We start from the raw sequence: 16,477 nt of genomic DNA, 5'->3' as shown, positions 1-16,477 counted from the left end.
GATTTATCGTCAGCGCGTATGACGACGCGCGCTCACAGCGGCGATCGCATCGGCCCTGTTCGACACGCCCAGCTTGCGATAGAGCGACCGCAGCTGTGACTTGACGGTATTCGGCGACACCACCAGCGCCGCGGCGATGTCTGAAGCCGATGAGAAGCGCACCAGCTGCTCAGCGACGGCCTCCTCTCGCGACGTCAACGGGATGCGCGTCGGCGCGAGGGGAATGAGCGACGGAGCGTCACCGAGCGAGGGTTCGATCGAGCTCATCTCCGTCAGCATCGAGCGCTGATGCTCCGCGGGGATGAGGGCGAACGCGAGAGCCTGGCGGCTGTGTCGAAGAAAGCGCGCAGCTCGGAGCGTGGCGGCGGAGCCCTCGTCACGACCGGTGGCGACAAGTGCTGCCGCGCGCAGAACGAGCATCTCGGCCTCGACACGAGGAGTCTGGTCGGTTCCGTGTGGATGCCGCTCGAGTAGTTCTAGGGTCTCGTCGGGATTGCCGCGCGCCAGAGATATCCGAGCCAGGGCCACCGTGTCGCGTTGACCGCGTCTGCCCTGCACGACCAGCGCTTCCTCCGCGGCATCCGCATCGCCGGCCGCCAGATACAGCAGCGATCGAGTCGTCTTGAGTCGGGCTGCGGTGAAAGGTCCGAGAGCCGAGCGGCTCAGACGCGTGTCGACCTCACGCTCGAAGTCGAGCAGTGCCCGATCGACGTCTCCTCGGAACAGGGCGATGAGCGCATCGAGGTGCGCGAGAATCGGCCAGTGCTCGATGGTGGGCCTGTGCTTGTCGAGCGAGCGCACATGCATATCGGCAGTGTCGGCATCGAACCGCTCCAGAGCGATGAAGGCGTTCGCTATGCGATAGAAGCTTCCCGCGTATCCGTTGATCCAGCCGTCCGGCCACGATCGGCGAGCGCCATCCGCCGAGCGATCTGCGGCGGTCACGAGGTCGCCCGTGATCGCGGCCGCCCCCGCCTCGAGCGCAAGCCCCTCGAGTCCGGCCGGCAGGTTCTCGGCCTCGCCGATGGATGCGCTCCGACGGAAGCAGTCCATCGCCTTGTCCATGCGGCCGTTGTAGAAGAAGCTCGTGCCGATGTGGGTGAAGAGCACGGGCACGAGCCGACCGAGCAGAGCTCTGTCTTCGAGGCTCATGACGATGAGGGTCTCGTAGGCGACCTCCGCGGCCGCGAGCGACGCTTCGAACGAACCGAGAACCCTGAGCGAGGCACTCTCGATGGTGCGAAAGAGGGCACGGTCGGGCGGGTCGGCGCGATCGCCCTGAATACGCGACGAGGCGATTGCCAGGCCGAACAGTTCGATCGCACGCAGCCGATGCTGCTTGCGCGCATTGAAGATGAGTGCCAGCAGCATGGCGAGCAACGGATGCTGTCTGAGCGCCAGCATCGGAGTCTTCGAGAAGAGTTCGATGACCTGCGAGGGATGATTGCGCAGCAGGAGAAATGCGGAGTCGCGCACGATCGTCGATGCGAGAGTGAGATCGCGAGCATGCATGGCGAACTCGAGAGCTTCGTAGGGGCGGCCGTGCCTGTGCGACCACAGCGCAACCTGGCGGCGAAGCCCTTTGAGCGAACCACGATCGGCGCGCGTCAACTCATGGAGGAAGGACTCGCGAAGCAGAGGCGTCAGAGTGAAGACCCTGTCGCGAGTGTCTCCGTGCCACAGCCCCAACCCATCCTGCTCAGCGCGGACGAGAAGAGCTGCGGCGTCGTCCGATCCCGACAACTCCTGCGCGAGCGATTCGGTGAGGACGTCGGCGACCGAGATCGCGAGGAGAAACGAACGGTACTCGTCGTCGCGCGTCGCCGATTCACCCGAACCGGCGTTGGCCCACAGATAGCTCTCGTAGGTGTCGACCGCGCGCGCGACCCGGGCTGCGGCGTCGGATGCCCCCGGTGCCGAGGCCGCTACGGCCCGCGTGAGCAGGGGCGAGCCTCCCCAGCGCAGGATCTCGTCGACGAGCTGTTCGGGCTCGTCGGCGCCGAGAGCGGCGCGCGCCTCCTCGCGGGAGAACATGAGCTCGCGCCATCCGATCACCGCCCGTTCCGCGGCGAGTACCGGACCAGACGCATCGACGACCGAGATGCGCCGAGCCGAGAGCACGAGGCGCAGACGGGGCACGCGGGCGAGCACCGCGAGAAGAGACGCGAGGGCCTCGGCGTTCAGAAGATCGGCCTGGTCGACCACCAGAACGATGTCATGACCGAGCGACTGCAATCCGCGCCTGAGCAGAGACCACTCGTCCGTTCCGCCGACCAGGGCGGCGTCGGCGAGTCGCAGAGGGTTGGTCTCGGCGAGCATGGCGCTTGCCGACAGCTCTGCTGCGATCAACGAGACCGCGGCCGGCCCAGAGGTGTCCTTCGTCTCCAACTGCACCCAGACGCCGCACTGCACCGTGTGGGCGGCCCATTCGGCGAGGAGCGAGGTCTTCCCGGCGCCCGCCGGGCCATGCACGATCACGAGAGGCGCTGCCGATTCGATGACCGAGACGAGGCCGGGCCTCTGCACCAGCTTTGGCGGTAGCCGAGGCGCACCCCACACCGTCATGAGCCGGTCCGCCCGCGATATCGACGGCGGATCCCGGCGCGCGACAGGGCCTGCTCGATGCGCACCGCGACGGCCGCCAGCAACAGCACCGACAGCATCCGACCGATGAAGGTGAAGACGACGACCCACGGAGACATCACGGCCGGATCGATGACGACCAGAGAGATGGTGAACAGAACGAGCGCGAGAACGGCGGAGGCCAGATACCAGAACGCCTCGCGCGGTCGCGGGTAGAACCTGCTCGCGAGAAGAACGAGTTCTGCCGCCAGCGCGGGAAGACCGAGGGCAGCAACGATCAGGAAGCCGAGGGCGGTGAAAGGCAGCGCGAGGAGGCTTGCGACGAGAGCCGTGAGCAGCAGAGAACCCGGGGCCCGGATCCACCGCGCGGCCACCAGCGGGCCGAGTGACGAGACCGAGCCGACCAGCGAATAGACGACGGGGGAGACGAGAGCAATCGAGTGGGTCAGCGGCCCCAGCGCCACGATGAGTACGGCGGTGACGGCGCCGAATGCCGCGCACTGCAGCAGCATCGACGTACTCCACGCCGACACGGTTCTTGGTGCGCTCCCGGTTCTCGTCACGTCAGGAGAGGGGCGTCGATCGGCACGAATCCGAAAAGTCCCATGTGGTCATGATGCCTTATTAAACACCTCCGGATACACAGCGTGCCTCGACGCTACCGGCCCGTGCGGAGTCGCGACCAGCCGGTATCCTTTCGAGAAAGCGCGAGACAGGAGTTCGTATGAGCCAGCTGAGTCAGCCCCCCGCCTTCGCGTACCCGAATCAGCGCGTCGTTCGTCCGCCCTTGCCGAAGGCGCAGCGCAACCGCGTCTTCATCGCGGGAGCTGTGTCGAATACTGTCCTCACCGCTGGCCTCTCGATCATGTCGCTTGCGGCCATTCTCTTTTTCATCGTCGCGAGCATGTGGCTCATCTGGGAGTTCCTGTCGCCGTCGCTGAGTGGCACATACCGCCCCGTCGACGAGATGCTCGCCGCGGTCGGCCTCGCCCCGGAGCAGGGGTGGGTCGCCGTGGCCGTCCTGATGATCACGATGGTTGTGGGCCTCGCCGTGTGCTGGGCGGGAATCTGGATCGGCAAGGCCATGATCGCGTCCGTCGGGGTCGCCAGACCGTGGGCGGTGGCGTGGAGCGCCTCCGGCATTCTGCTCGGCACGGGACTGATCATGTCGAGTGTTCTCTCGCCTGTTGCCGGCCCCCTGATGACCGTCGTCTTCAGCGCGTCGGCTCTGAGCGGCTCGGGGTCGGGCGCCGGTGCAGAGTCAGTGGGCATCGTGGCGGCTATTGCGATCTTGGGCACTCTCGTCTCGATCGTCGTGTACGCGGCGGCCGGCCTCCTGGCGTGGTGGTGGATGGCGCACGCCCTGCGCCGGGCCGAGTGAGTCAGGCGCCGGCATCCGGGCGGGCTCCGAGCATTCGCGATGTCGCCCGCCTTGCGGGGGTGTCGCATCAGACCGTCTCGCGCGTACTCAACGCGCACCCGAGCATCCGACCCGAGACCCGCGAGCGTGTGCTCGCTGTGATGGGCGAGCTGAACTATCGACCCAACCGGGCTGCGCGGGCGCTCGTGACCTCACGGTCGGCGACCCTCGGAGTGCTCTCGGCGTCGAGCGCCCAATACGGGCCGGCCTCGAGTATTCGGGCGATCGAACGCGCAGCTCGCGCCGAGGGCTACTTCGTCAACACGGTCAACGTCGACGGCTCCGATGTCGGTGAGATCGAGGCGGCGCTCACACATCTGCTCGACCTCGGTATCGAGGGGCTCGTGGTCATCGCGCCTCAGGTCCGGGTGTTCGACGCTCTGGTGTCGCGCGGGCTCGACCTTCCCTTCGTCACGATGCAGTCCACAGGTCGGCAGGGCGACCACGCGCTCTCGGTCGACCAGATCACGGGGGCCAGGCGGGCGACGAGGCATCTGATCGAGCTCGGGCACACACGCATCCAGCACCTGGCCGGCCCGCTCGACTGGATCGAGGCGGAGGCGCGCATCGTGGGGTTCCATGCGGAGCTGGAGGCCGCGGGGTTGCCCCGGGTCGAACCGCTCGTCGGTGACTGGACCCCCGAGTCGGGCTACGCCGCCGGGCAGAGAATCGCCCGCGAGGGCGGGCCGACGGCGGTGTTCTCGTCGAACGATCAGATGGCCCTCGGCCTGTTGCACGCGCTGCGCGATGCGGGGCTGGATGTTCCGGGTGACGTCAGCGTCGTCGGCTTCGATGACATTCCCGAGGCCGCGCATTTCTGGCCGCCGCTCACCACGGTGCGACAGGACTTCGACGAGTTCGGGCGGCGCTGCATCGGGCTGCTCCTCGCCGCGATCCGCAGCACCCCTGCAGAAGAGCGCGCACTGGTGCCCGACCTCATCGTGCGGTCATCGACGGCGCCACCCCGCGCGCTCTGAGCATCAGCGCCGCATAACCGCTCCCTCGCTCTTGGCGATGTGGCGCATATCGACCCAAACGCGCCGGTTTAGGTCGATCCTTGCCATATCGATCGAGTGGGGCATCACGATGTGGCGCATATCGACGCTCGGGTCGCCCCCGAAGGTCGATATGCGACACATGGATGCGCGCGGCCGGCCAGGCGCGAATACACCGGCTGCGCGCGGGCGTCGCACTTGACATCTCGAGGCGGCGCTCGGGTAACATGAACACGGCAATGTGAACGGTCACATTCGCCGGATCCACCGCGTGAGAACGAACGAAGGAGTTCCCCCGATGAGTACTGCCGACACGAACGACGACGAACGCTACGTCGTCGGCATCGACTACGGAACCCTCTCCGGTCGTGCCGTCGTGGTGCGCGTCAGCGATGGCGCCGAACTGGGCAGCGGTGTTCTCGAATACCCGCACGCTGTCATGGATCGCACGCTCGTCGCATCCGGTGCCGCCCTGCCGCCCGAGTGGGCCCTGCAGGTGCCGAGCGACTACGTCGACGTGCTGAAGCACACCGTGCCCGCCGCACTCGCCGAGGCGGGCATCGACCCGTCGAAGGTGATCGGCGTGGGCACCGACTTCACCGCCTGCACGATGGTTCCGACCCTGGCAGACGGCACGCCGCTCAATGAGCTGCCCGAATACGCCGACCGCCCCCACGCCTACGTGAAGCTCTGGAAGCACCACGCGGCCCAGCCCCAGGCAGACCGCATCAACCGGGTCGCAGAAGAGCGCGGCGAGGCCTGGCTTCCGCGCTACGGCGGACTCATCTCGAGCGAGTGGGAATTCGCCAAGGGCCTCCAGCTGCTCGAAGAAGACCCCGAGCTCTACAACCGCATGGACCACTGGGTCGAGGCCGCCGACTGGATCGTCTGGCAGCTCACCGGCGAGTACGTGCGCAACGCCTGCACCGCCGGCTACAAGGGAATCTGGCAGGACGGCGAGTACCCGTCGTCCGACTTCCTCGCAGCGCTCAACCCCGACTTCGCAGACTTCGCCAGCAGCAAGGTCGAGCACCGCATCGGCCAGCTGGGGGATGCCGCGGGCCGGCTCTCCGCCGAGGCCGCGGCGTGGACCGGTCTGCCCGAGGGCATCGCGGTGGCCGTAGGAAACGTCGACGCCCACGTGACGGCCCCCGCCGCTCGCGCCGTGAAGCCGGGACAGATGGTCGCCATCATGGGCACGTCCACCTGTCACGTGATGAATTCCGACATCCTCAAAGAGGTTCCGGGAATGTGCGGCGTCGTCGACGGCGGCATCGTCTCGGGCCTCTACGGCTACGAGGCTGGCCAGTCGGGCGTGGGAGATATCTTCGCCTGGTACGTCGAGAACCAGGTGCCCGCCCACTATCGCGAGGCGGCAGACGCGCGCGGCATCAGCATCCACCAGTATCTGACCGAGCTCAGCGAACACCAGCCGGTCGGCGGCCACGGACTGCTGGCCCTCGATTGGAACAACGGCAACCGTTCCGTTCTTGTCGACACCGAGCTCTCGGGCCTGCTCGTCGGCCAGACGCTCGCGACCCGCGCCGAGGAGATCTACCGCGCGCTGCTCGAGTCGACCGCGTTCGGCACGCGCAAGATCATCGAGACGTTCAACGCCTCCGGTGTCGAGGTGACCGAGTTCATCGTGGCCGGCGGCCTCATCAAGAACGCGTTCCTCATGCAGACCTACAGCGACATCCTGCGCCTGCCGATCTCGATTCTCGCCAGCACCCAGGGCCCCGCGCTCGGCTCCGCCATCCACGCCGCCGTCGCAGCGGGCGCCTACCCCGATGTGCTCGCCGCAAGCGACGCGATGGGCCGCCTCGACGAGGCGGTCTACGTGCCCAACGAGGCGAACGCCGATGCCTACGACGCGCTCTACGCCGACTACTCCGAGCTGCACGACTACTTCGGTCGTGGAGCCAATGACGTGATGAAGCGGCTGAAGACCGCCAGAAAGAAGGCCCTCGCGTGAGCGACTCAGCTATCGATTTCTCGCCCGAGATCCAGGATGCGATCGCGCGCGTCCGCGACGACGTCGCCCGACTCCACGGCGAGCTGGTGCGCTACGGCCTCGTCATCTGGACCGGCGGCAACATCTCGGGACGTGTTCCGGGTGCCGAGCTGTTCGTGATCAAGCCGTCGGGCGTCGACTACGACGCGCTGACGCCAGAGAACATGATTCTCTGCGACCTCGACGGCAACGTCATCCCCGGCACGCCCGGCTCCGACCGCTCTCCCTCGAGCGACACCGCTGCCCACGCCTATGTCTACCGGCACATGCCCGAGGTCGGGGGAGTGGTGCATACGCACTCCACCTACGCGGTCGCCTGGGCCGCCCGGGCCGAGCCCATCCCGTGCGTCATCACGGCCATGGCCGACGAGTTCGGTGGAGAGATTCCGGTCGGTCCGTTCGCGATCATCGGCGACGACTCGATCGGCCGCGGCATCGTCGAGACGCTCAAGGGCCACCGCTCGCGCGCCGTGCTCATGAAGAGCCACGGACCCTTCACGATCGGCAAAGACGCTCGCGACGCGGTGAAGGCCGCCGTCATGGTCGAAGACGTCGCCCGCACCGTGCACATCTCCCGTCAGCTCGGCGCCCCGGTCGAGATTCCCGAGCCCGCGATCGACTCCCTCTTCGATCGCTACCAGAACGTCTACGGACAGAACCCCGAAGGATCCCTCGCATGAGCACACTCCGCACCTCTCTCGACGATTACGAGATCTGGTTCCTCACCGGAAGCCAGGGACTCTACGGAGAAGAGACTCTCCGCCAGGTAGCCGAGCAGTCGAAGACGATCGCCGACACTCTCGAGGCGTCCACCGGCATCCCGGTGCGCATTGTGTGGAAGCCGGTGCTGACCGACTCCGACGCGATCCGCCGCATGGCGCTCGAGGTCAACGCGAACGACAAGGTCATCGGCGTCACCGCCTGGATGCACACCTTCTCGCCCGCCAAGATGTGGATCACGGGTCTCGACCTGCTGCGCAAGCCTCTACTGCACCTGCACACGCAGGCCAACGTCGAGCTGCCCTGGGGTGAGATCGACTTCGACTTCATGAACCTCAACCAGGCCGCGCACGGCGACCGGGAGTTCGGCTACATCCAGGCCCGCCTCGGCGTCGCCCGCAAGACCGTCGTCGGCCACGTCACCGACCCGAGCGTGCAGAAGCAGATCTCCGACTGGAGCCGTGCGGCTGCAGGCTGGGCGGCCACGCACGAGATGAAGCTCGCCCGCTTCGGCGACAACATGCGCTACGTCGCAGTCACCGAGGGTGACAAGACCGAGGCCGAGCTGCGGTTCGGCGTGCAGGTCAACACCTGGGGCGTCAACGAGCTGGTCGAGGCCGTGGATGCGCAGAGCGATGCCGCTGTCGACGCTCTCGTGGCGGAATACGAAGAGCTCTACGACGTCGTGCCCGAACTCCGCAAGGATGGCGAGCGCCACGAGTCGCTGCGCGACGGCGCCCGCATCGAGCTGGGGCTGCGCTCCTTCCTCGAGGCCGGCGGCTTCTCTGCCTTCACGACGAGCTTCGAAGACCTGGGCGGCCTCAAGCAGCTTCCGGGTCTCGCCGTTCAGCGCCTCATGGCCGAGGGCTACGGCTTCGGCGCCGAGGGCGACTGGAAGACGGCCGTTCTGGTGCGCGCCGCCAACGTGATGGGCGCGGGCCTTCCGGGTGGCGCCAGCCTCATGGAGGACTACACCTACGACATGACCCCCGGGGCGGAGCTCATCCTGGGTGCCCACATGCTCGAGGTCAGCCCGTCGCTCACGACCACGAAGCCCACGCTCGAGATCCACGCGCTCGGCATCGGCGGAAAAGACGACCCGGTTCGCCTGGTCTTCACGGCCGACTCCGGCCCCGCCGTCGTCGTCGCGCTCTCCGACATGCGCGACCGCTTCCGCCTCGTCGCCAACGTTGTCGAGGTCGTGCAGCCCACGGCTCCGCTGCCGAAGCTGCCCGTCGGCCGCGCCGTATGGAAGCCCGAGCCCAACTTCCAGACCTCGGCCGCTGCCTGGCTCACGGCCGGTGCCGCTCACCACACGGTGATGTCGACGGCTCTCGGACTCGAGGTGTTCCAGGACTTCGCCGAGATCGCGAAGACCGAGCTGCTCGTCATCGACGAGAACACCGAGCTGCGCGAGTTCGCCAAAGAGGTGCGCTGGAACGCGGCCTACTACCGCCTGGCCCAGGCGATCTAGCGCAGACAGCAGGTACCGGCGCGGTCAGTATGACCCGGTGCGCCGGTACCTCTTGTCCGCAGCGGTACCCGCTACGACGACGTCGCGCGACTCAGACCGCGTGGGCGGCGTACTGCTGCCGGATGATCGGGCGGTAGTCGGGAGTGGGCGTCGCCACCGTGGCCACCTTCCACGACGGGCGCGTACCCGTCAGAACCCAGGCGGCCTGGGTCGCGGCGCCGTCGGCCACGTATTCGCCAGGGGTCGGGATGCTCACGGGCAGCTCGAAGACCTGGGCTGCGATCGCCTGCACGGCCGGGTTCAGGGCGGCTCCTCCGATGATCAGCAGCCGCTCCGCCTGCACGCCGAGCGCCGTCACGGCTGCGACCCCGTCGGCCAAGCCGCACAGGAGTCCCTCGATCGCGGCACGCGCCAGGCCCTCCCGGGTGGTCGACGCGAGCGTCATGCCGAAGAGCGTGGCAGTGGCATCGGGAAGATTGGGAGTTCGTTCGCCCTCGAAGTACGGCTGCAGAACGAGGCCCTTCGAGCCGGGCTCCGCCTCGAGGGCGAGCGTGCCGAGCTCGTCGTGGGTGACGCCGAGAAGCCGAGCCGTCGCATCCAGGATGCGCGCAGCGTTGAGGGTGGCGACGAGCGGCAGCGACAAGCCGCTCGCGTCGGCGAAGCCGGCAACGGTACCCGTGGTGTCGTTGACGGGAGTCTCGGTCACGGCGAAGGCGGTGCCACTCGTGCCGATCGACACGACGACGTCGCCTGCCCGTGCGCCCAGGCCGAGAGCGGCGCCCGCGTTGTCGCCGGCACCCGCGCCCAGAAGCACGCCCGACGGGGTTTTTCCGGGCGACTCGGCGGGGCCGAGAACGCGGGGCAGGATGCAGTCGTGGCCGAGGGCGGCGACGAGGAGTTCACGGTCGTAATCGCCCGTGACGGAGTCGAAGTAGCCGGTTCCGCTGGCGTCGGAGCGGTCGGTGGTGAGCTCGGAGAGCACCGGTCCGAGCGGGCTGGTCTCGTCGTCGGCGGGGCCGAAGCCGCGAAGCCGCCATGTCAGCCAGTCGTGGGGGAGGGCCACCGCGGCGACGCGCTCGGCGTTGGCCGGCTCGGCGTCGCGCAGCCAGCGGAGTTTGGTGATGGTGAACGATGCCACCGGCACGCTTCCGGTGCGTCGCGCCAGCTCGTCGGCGCCGAACTCCGCGATCAGCGCGGTGGCGGCGGGCGCGGAACGTGTGTCGTTCCAGAGCAGGGCGTCGCGGATGACCCGGCCCTCGGCATCCAGAGCGACCATGCCGTGCTGCTGGCCGGCCACGGCCAGAGCGGCCACGTCGTCGAGCCCGCCCGCCGCGGTGAGCGCCTGCCGCAGGGCCTGCCACCACGCGGCCGGGTCGACTTCGGTGCCGTCCGGATGCGGCGCGCGGCCCATGCGCGCCAGCGCGCCGGTCTCGGCGTCGCGGATGACGACCTTGCAGCTCTGGGTGGACGAGTCGACGCCGGCGACGAGGGGCATGATGTGTTTCCTTAGAAGTCAGCGCCGGTCGAGTAGTGCCGTGAGGAACGAGCGGCACGTATCGAGACCACCGGTGGGGTGATCTCGATACGCTGGCTCGTTCCTCGCGCAGCTACTCGATCAGCGAGGAGGGGGTGGAGCTGAAGAACTAGCCGCGCGCGCCAAGCAGGTGCTCGAGCGCCAGCTGCTGCAGGCGCACGAAGCCGAAGCCCTTGCCGTTGAAGTACGCGTCGGTGTCGAACTCCTCGTAGGCGCTGCGATCGGCCAGCAGATCGTCGTAGCTCTCGCCGTCGCCCAGCGTGTTCTGCGACAGTTCGAGAACGCGCGACGCGGCGAGCTGCTCCTGCACCTCGGGGTCGGCGCGGAACGCGGCCGCGCGCTCCTTGAGCAGCAGGTAGGTGCGCATGTTCGCGGCTGCCGAGTCCCAGACCCCGGTGATGTCTTCGGTGCGGGAGGGCTTGTAATCGAAGTGACGGGGGCCGTCATACGCGGGTCCGCCGTTCGGGCCGCCGTTCTCGAGCAGGTCGACGAGGGCGAAGGCGTTCTGCAGATCGCCGTGACCGAACACGAGGTCCTGGTCGTACTTGATGCCCCGCTGGCCGTTGAGGTCGATGTGGTACAGCTTGCCCTGGTACAGCGCCTGGGCGATGCCGGCGGCGAAGTTGAGTCCGGCCATCTGCTCGTGGCCGACTTCGGGGTTCACGCCCACGAGCTCGGGACGCTCGAGCGTGTTGATGAACGCCAGTGCGTGGCCGAGGGTCGGCAGGAGGATGTCGCCGCGCGGTTCGTTGGGCTTGGGCTCGATGGCGAAACGGATGTCGTAGCCCTTGTCGGTGACGTAGTCGCCGAGCATGTTGACGGCCTCGCGGTAGCGCTCGAGGGCCTGGCGGATGTCCTTGGCGGAGTCGTACTCGGCGCCCTCGCGGCCACCCCACATGACGAAGGTCTTGGCGCCCAATTCGGCGGCCAGGTCGATGTTGCGCAGAACCTTGCGCAGCGCGAAGCGACGAACGCCGCGGTCGTTCGAGGTGAAGCCGCCGTCTTTGAACACCGGGGCGGAGAACAGGTTGGTGGTGACCATCGGCACGATCACGCCGGTGTCGGCCAGCGCCTGCTTGAGGCGGTCGATCTGCGTCTGGCGCTCTGCGTCGGTGGAGCCGAAGGCGAAGAGGTCGTCGTCGTGGAATGTGAGGCCGTAGGCGCCGAGCTCGTTGAGCTTGTGAACGGCCTCGACCACGTCGAGGGGGGCGCGTGTGGGACCGCCGAAGGGATCGGCTCCGTTGTAGCCGATGGTCCAGAGTCCGAAGGAGAATTTGTCGTCGCGTGTGGGCTCGAGAGCCATGGTGGATACCCGTCTTTCAACGTCGTTGGTGAATTGTTGCTGTCGAAAACATATCAGTTTCGGCCCCCGCGGGCCAGATCTGAGCCGGTCGTTTTCTCCGAGATCGAATTGTTATCTCCGCAAACTAATACGCGCCGCCCCTGATTTTCCGCAGTGTGAACGGTCACATCTCACCGTGACCTCGCCGCCTCGATATCGAGATCGCGGAATTGCGTAGACGCACATCGATGTCGTGGGATATGTTCGCTCCGTCAACAAAGGTCGTGAAAACGACCGGGGCTATCACAGCGATGCCCCGTTACGAGGGAGTAACTGTCGACAGGCAGTCTTCCTCCGCTTGTGACGTCGGCCCCCATCGATCGGGCCGGACCCTGGCAGCATTCAGAGAGGAAAGCACCATGACCACGACAACCACGAAACGGCTTCTGGCCGTTCTCGCCACTTCAGCGGTGGCACTGTCACTCGCCGCGTGTTCGAGTAGCCCCGCGACGACCGACGGCGCATCCGGCGATGCGATCAAGGACTGCAACGTCGGCATCTCGATGCCCACGCGTTCGCTCGAGCGCTGGATCAACGACGGCGAACAACTGCAGAAGGCCCTCGAGGACGCCGGCTGCACCGTCGACCTGCAGTACGCAGACAACAAGACCGACCAGCAGATCAGCCAGATCCAGAACCAGGTCGCGGGCGGCTCGAAGATCCTCGTGATCGCGGCCATCGACGGCAAGGTCCTCGCCCCCGTGCTCGACGAGGCCAAGAAGCAGAAAGCCACCGTCATCGCCTACGACCGCCTCATCAACGGCACCGACAACGTCGACTACTACGCCACCTTCGACAACTACAAGGTCGGCACCCTGCAGGGCCAGTACATCGAAACCCAGCTCGGACTGAAGGACGGCAAGGGCCCGTTCAACCTCGAGCCCTTCGCCGGCAGCCCCGACGATAACAACGCGAAGTTCTTCTTCTCCGGTGCCTGGGATGTTCTGCAGCCGTACGTGGAGAAGGGCCAGCTGGTCGTACCGAGCGGCAAGGCTCCCAAGAGCGACGACGACTGGGCCTCCATCGGCATCCAGGGCTGGGCGAGCGACAAGGCGCAGGCCGAGATGGACAACCGCCTGTCTTCGTTCTACACCGGTGACCAGAAGGTCAACGTCGTTCTCTCGCCGAACGACAGCCTCGCGATCGGTATCGAGGCTTCGCTGAAGTCCGCCGGCTACGCGCCGGGCAGCTCCTACCCGATCATCACCGGACAGGACGCCGACAAGGCCAACGTCAAGGCGATCCTCGACGGAGAGCAGTCGATGACCGTGTGGAAGGACACGCGCGCCCTCGGCGACCGCGTCTTCCAGATGATCAAGTCGATCGCAGCCGGCGACGAGGTCGAGGTCAACGACACCAAGACGTACGACAACGGCAACAAGGTCGTTCCCTCGTACCTGCTCGACCCGGAGGTCGTCGTCAAGGACGACGTTCAGACGAAGCTGATCGACTCCGGCTTCCTCAAGGCGTCCGACGTCGGTCTCTAACGATCCACCCGGTCGGCCCCGCCACAGTGGCGGGGCCGACCTTCTCCGTCGGCCCGGGGCCGGCGATCTCATACAGATGTGAAATGGAGGGAGCCCGATGAGCATCCAGGACAGCGTGATCGACGACGTCGAGCAGCACGACGTGATTCTGCGCATGAACGACATCGTCAAGGACTTCAGTGGAGTGAAGGCGCTCGATGGTGTCTCGATCACCGTTCGGCGAGGCGAGGTCCACGCGATCTGCGGCGAGAACGGCGCGGGCAAGTCGACCCTGATGAAGGTGCTCTCCGGGGTGTATCCCGCGGGCAGCTTCGGCGGCTCGATCGAGTTCGAGGGCCACGAGGTGGCCTTCAGAACCATCAACGACAGCGAGCACGAAGGCATCGTGATCATCCACCAGGAGCTCGCGCTGAGCCCCTACCTGTCGATCGCCGAGAACATCTTCCTCGGCAACGAACTCTCGAGCCGGGGTGTGATCGACTGGAACAAGACCAACCGTGAGGCCGCACTGCTGCTCGCCCGGGTAGGCCTCGACGAGAATCCCGCGACCAAGATCCTCGAACTCGGCGTGGGCAAGCAGCAGCTCGTCGAGATCGCCAAGGCGCTGTCGAAGCGGGTGAAGCTGCTCATTCTCGATGAGCCCACCGCAGCCCTCAACGACGAGGACTCGGCTCATCTGCTCAGCCTGATCGATCACCTGCGCATGCAGGGCATCACCTGCATCATCATCAGCCACAAGCTGAAGGAGATCAAGAGGATTGCAGACACCGTCACGGTGATCCGCGATGGCAAGACGATCGAGACCATTCCGATGGATGGGCCAGACGCGACAGAGGCGCGCATCATCAGGGCCATGGTCGGCCGCGATCTCAACAGCCTGTTCCCGCCGCGCGATTCCAACATCGGAGAAGAGGTGCTGCGGGTCGAGGACTGGACCGTCTACCACCCGGTCGACACGTCGCGACTCGTGGTCGACGGCGCGTCGTTCACCGTTCGCGCCGGCGAGATCGTGGGCTTCGCTGGCCTCATGGGCGCTGGTCGAACCGAGCTGGCCATGAGCATCTTCGGCCGCTCCTACGGAACCAACATCTCGGGTCGCATCTACAAGAACGGCGTCGAGATCCAGAACCGCACCGTCGACGAGGCGATCCACAACGGCTTCGCCTACGCCACGGAAGACCGCAAGAAGTACGGGCTCAACCTGATCGGCGACATCCAGGTGAATGTGTCGGCCGCGGCCCTCGGCAAGCTCGCCAAAGCCGGCGTCGTCGACTCCCACCGCGAGTACAAGGTGGCCGACTCCTATCGCGAGAAGATGAACATCAAGGCGCCGAGTGTCGCCTCGATCACGGGCAAGCTCTCCGGCGGCAATCAGCAGAAGGTCGTGCTGTCGAAGTGGATCTTCGCCGGCCCCGACGTCCTGATCCTCGACGAACCCACCCGCGGCATCGACGTGGGCGCGAAGTACGAGATCTACGGCATCATCAACGAGCTCGCGGCCCAGGGCAAAGCCGTGGTCGTCATCTCGAGCGAGTTGCCCGAGTTGCTCGGGCTCGCCGATCGAATCTACGCGATCTCGGAGGGAAAACTCACCGGTGAGGTTTCCCGAGAGAACGCATCCCAGGAAACCCTTATGCACTACATGACCGCGGGAAAGGACTGACCCCCGATGAGCACGACAACCCCCACCATCACACCCCCGGTGCCGAGCAAACGGCGCATTCCGAAGCTCTCGATCAACTTCAGGCAGTACGGCATCCTCGCGGCTCTCGCGGTCATCGTCATCCTGTTCCAGATCATGACGAACGGCCGCCTCCTGCTGCCCGGCAACGTGAACAACCTGATCCAGCAGAACGCCTATGTTCTGATTCTCGCGATCGGCATGGTCATCGTGATCATCGCGGGACACATCGACCTCTCGGTCGGCTCCGTCGTCGCCATGGTCGGCGCCGTCTCTGCGATCAGCATGAATTCATGGGGCTTCCCATGGTGGGCCGCCGTCATTCTCGCGCTGGTCGTGGGAGCAGTGGTCGGCGCCTGGCAGGGCTTCTGGGTGGCCTATGTCGGCATACCCGCCTTCATCGTGACGCTCGCGGGCATGCTCATCTTCCGTGGACTCACGCTCGTGCTGCTCACCGGCGGAACCATCTCGGGACTCCCCGCCGAGTTCACCGCGATCGGTGCAGGATGGCTTCCCTCCTGGCTCGGCGAGGTCGCCGGCCGCGATGTGCTCACACTGGTGCTCGGCATCCTTACCGTTGTCGTGCTGCTGGCTCAAGGCCTGCGCTCGCGGGCCACCCTGCGCAAGCTCGACCTGCCGCGCGAGCCGATGGTGTCGTTCTGGATCAAGAACGGCATCGCCGCGGTCGCCATCCTCGCGTTCACCTGGCTGCTCTCCGACTACAGCGGAACCCCGATCATCCTGATCATCCTCGCCGTTCTGATCCTGCTCTACACCTTCCTGCTCAACCGCTCGGTGTTCGGCCGTCACGTCTACGCCATGGGTGGCAACCTGTTCGCCGCCGTCATGAGCGGCGTCAAGACGAAGCGGGTCAACTTCCTCATCTTCGTGAACATGGGCATTCTCGCCGGCCTCGCCGGTGTCGTCTCGACCGCTCGAGCCGGCGGCGCCGTCGCCTCGGCCGGTCAGAACTACGAACTGGATGCGATCGCGGCCGTCTTCATCGGAGGCGCGGCCGTGCAGGGTGGCGTGGGAACCGTTGTCGGAGCCGTCATCGGTGGTCTCGTCATGGGCGTTCTCAACATGGGTCTGTCTATCCTGTCGGTCGATGCCGCCTGGCAGATGGCCATCAAGGGCTTCGTTCTGCTGTTGGCCGTAGCATTCGATATCTTCAACAAGCGGCGCGCGGGCGGCCGCTGATCCGGAGACCGCATATCGAGACCACGA

At 66.4% G+C, this 16,477-nt stretch carries 12 protein-coding genes; 8 read left to right on the top strand and 4 right to left on the bottom strand.

Annotated elements, in window-relative coordinates; translation table 11 throughout:
• Positions 1–9: 9 nt before the first annotated feature.
• Positions 10–2,565 carry a winged helix-turn-helix domain-containing protein gene (locus tag B9Y86_RS17810; protein ID WP_085482717.1) on the bottom strand — a complete coding sequence of 852 codons (2,556 nt, stop codon included), beginning with the start codon at positions 2,563–2,565 and terminating at the stop codon, positions 10–12.
• Positions 2,562–3,146 carry a hypothetical protein gene (locus tag B9Y86_RS02805; protein ID WP_176223204.1) on the bottom strand — a complete coding sequence of 195 codons (585 nt, stop codon included), beginning with the start codon at positions 3,144–3,146 and terminating at the stop codon, positions 2,562–2,564. The genes B9Y86_RS17810 and B9Y86_RS02805 overlap by 4 nt, the downstream gene beginning before the upstream one ends.
• A gap of 161 nt (positions 3,147–3,307) precedes the next feature.
• Between B9Y86_RS02805 and B9Y86_RS17710 the strand changes: the two genes are divergently transcribed.
• The 5 genes from B9Y86_RS17710 to araA all read left to right on the top strand — a co-directional run bounded on the left by B9Y86_RS17710 (position 3,308) and on the right by araA (position 9,206).
• A complete protein-coding gene (locus B9Y86_RS17710) occupies positions 3,308–3,964 on the top strand; it encodes a hypothetical protein (RefSeq protein ID WP_228515232.1) in 657 nt (218 codons plus the stop codon).
• Complete coding sequence (locus B9Y86_RS17705) at positions 3,931–4,980, top strand: LacI family DNA-binding transcriptional regulator (protein ID WP_244894602.1); 1,050 nt, start codon at positions 3,931–3,933, stop codon at positions 4,978–4,980. The genes B9Y86_RS17710 and B9Y86_RS17705 overlap by 34 nt, the downstream gene beginning before the upstream one ends.
• A 316-nt stretch (positions 4,981–5,296) precedes the next feature.
• Positions 5,297–6,973 (top strand): ribulokinase, encoded by a 1,677-nt coding sequence (gene araB / locus B9Y86_RS02795; RefSeq protein WP_085482711.1) that lies wholly within the window; start codon positions 5,297–5,299, stop codon positions 6,971–6,973.
• Positions 6,970–7,692 carry an L-ribulose-5-phosphate 4-epimerase gene (locus B9Y86_RS02790; RefSeq protein ID WP_085482709.1) on the top strand — a complete coding sequence of 241 codons (723 nt, stop codon included), beginning with the start codon at positions 6,970–6,972 and terminating at the stop codon, positions 7,690–7,692. Before araB ends, B9Y86_RS02790 begins: the two co-directional genes overlap by 4 nt.
• Positions 7,689–9,206 carry an L-arabinose isomerase gene (gene araA / locus B9Y86_RS02785; protein WP_085482707.1) on the top strand — a complete coding sequence of 506 codons (1,518 nt, stop codon included), beginning with the start codon at positions 7,689–7,691 and terminating at the stop codon, positions 9,204–9,206. Before B9Y86_RS02790 ends, araA begins: the two co-directional genes overlap by 4 nt.
• A 91-nt stretch (positions 9,207–9,297) precedes the next feature.
• On the opposite strand, the gene B9Y86_RS02780 is transcribed toward araA, so the two are convergent.
• Positions 9,298–10,701, bottom strand: coding sequence for a xylulokinase (locus B9Y86_RS02780; protein WP_085482705.1), 1,404 nt, complete (start codon positions 10,699–10,701; stop codon positions 9,298–9,300).
• Between the two features lie 148 nt (positions 10,702–10,849).
• Positions 10,850–12,043, bottom strand: coding sequence for a xylose isomerase (xylA, locus tag B9Y86_RS02775; RefSeq protein ID WP_085482703.1), 1,194 nt, complete (start codon positions 12,041–12,043; stop codon positions 10,850–10,852).
• A gap of 398 nt (positions 12,044–12,441) precedes the next feature.
• Here xylA and chvE point away from each other — a divergent pair, with 398 nt between their 5' ends.
• The 3 genes from chvE to mmsB all read left to right on the top strand — a co-directional run bounded on the left by chvE (position 12,442) and on the right by mmsB (position 16,450).
• A complete protein-coding gene (chvE, locus tag B9Y86_RS02770; protein WP_085482701.1) occupies positions 12,442–13,569 on the top strand; it encodes a multiple monosaccharide ABC transporter substrate-binding protein in 1,128 nt (375 codons plus the stop codon).
• A gap of 97 nt (positions 13,570–13,666) precedes the next feature.
• On the top strand, positions 13,667–15,232 hold the full coding sequence (gene mmsA, locus B9Y86_RS02765) for a multiple monosaccharide ABC transporter ATP-binding protein (protein WP_085482699.1): 1,566 nt from the start codon (positions 13,667–13,669) through the stop codon (positions 15,230–15,232).
• A gap of 6 nt (positions 15,233–15,238) precedes the next feature.
• Positions 15,239–16,450, top strand: a complete 1,212-nt coding sequence (mmsB, locus tag B9Y86_RS02760; protein WP_085482697.1) for a multiple monosaccharide ABC transporter permease — start codon at positions 15,239–15,241, stop codon at positions 16,448–16,450.
• Positions 16,451–16,477 lie beyond the last annotated feature (27 nt).

The organism is Agreia pratensis, from assembly GCF_900177685.1.
Classification (GTDB): Bacteria; Actinomycetota; Actinomycetes; order Actinomycetales; family Microbacteriaceae; genus Agreia; species Agreia pratensis.
Note: the sequence above shows the minus strand (reverse complement) of the source record. Positions and strands in the feature narration are given on the sequence as shown.

Bases quoted from the DNA above. Each gene is read 5' to 3' on its own strand.
- chvE (WP_085482701.1), top strand. From the start codon at position 12,442: ATGACCACGACAACCACGAAACGGCTTCTGGCCGTTCTCGCCACTTCA.
- araA (WP_085482707.1), top strand. From the start codon at position 7,689: ATGAGCACACTCCGCACCTCTCTCGACGATTACGAGATCTGGTTCCTC.
- xylA (WP_085482703.1), bottom strand. From the start codon at position 12,043: ATGGCTCTCGAGCCCACACGCGACGACAAATTCTCCTTCGGACTCTGG.
- mmsB (WP_085482697.1), top strand. From the start codon at position 15,239: ATGAGCACGACAACCCCCACCATCACACCCCCGGTGCCGAGCAAACGG.
- B9Y86_RS17710 (WP_228515232.1), top strand. From the start codon at position 3,308: ATGAGCCAGCTGAGTCAGCCCCCCGCCTTCGCGTACCCGAATCAGCGC.
- mmsA (WP_085482699.1), top strand. From the start codon at position 13,667: ATGAGCATCCAGGACAGCGTGATCGACGACGTCGAGCAGCACGACGTG.
- B9Y86_RS17810 (WP_085482717.1), bottom strand. From the start codon at position 2,565: ATGACGGTGTGGGGTGCGCCTCGGCTACCGCCAAAGCTGGTGCAGAGG.
- B9Y86_RS02780 (WP_085482705.1), bottom strand. From the start codon at position 10,701: ATGCCCCTCGTCGCCGGCGTCGACTCGTCCACCCAGAGCTGCAAGGTC.
- araB (WP_085482711.1), top strand. From the start codon at position 5,297: ATGAGTACTGCCGACACGAACGACGACGAACGCTACGTCGTCGGCATC.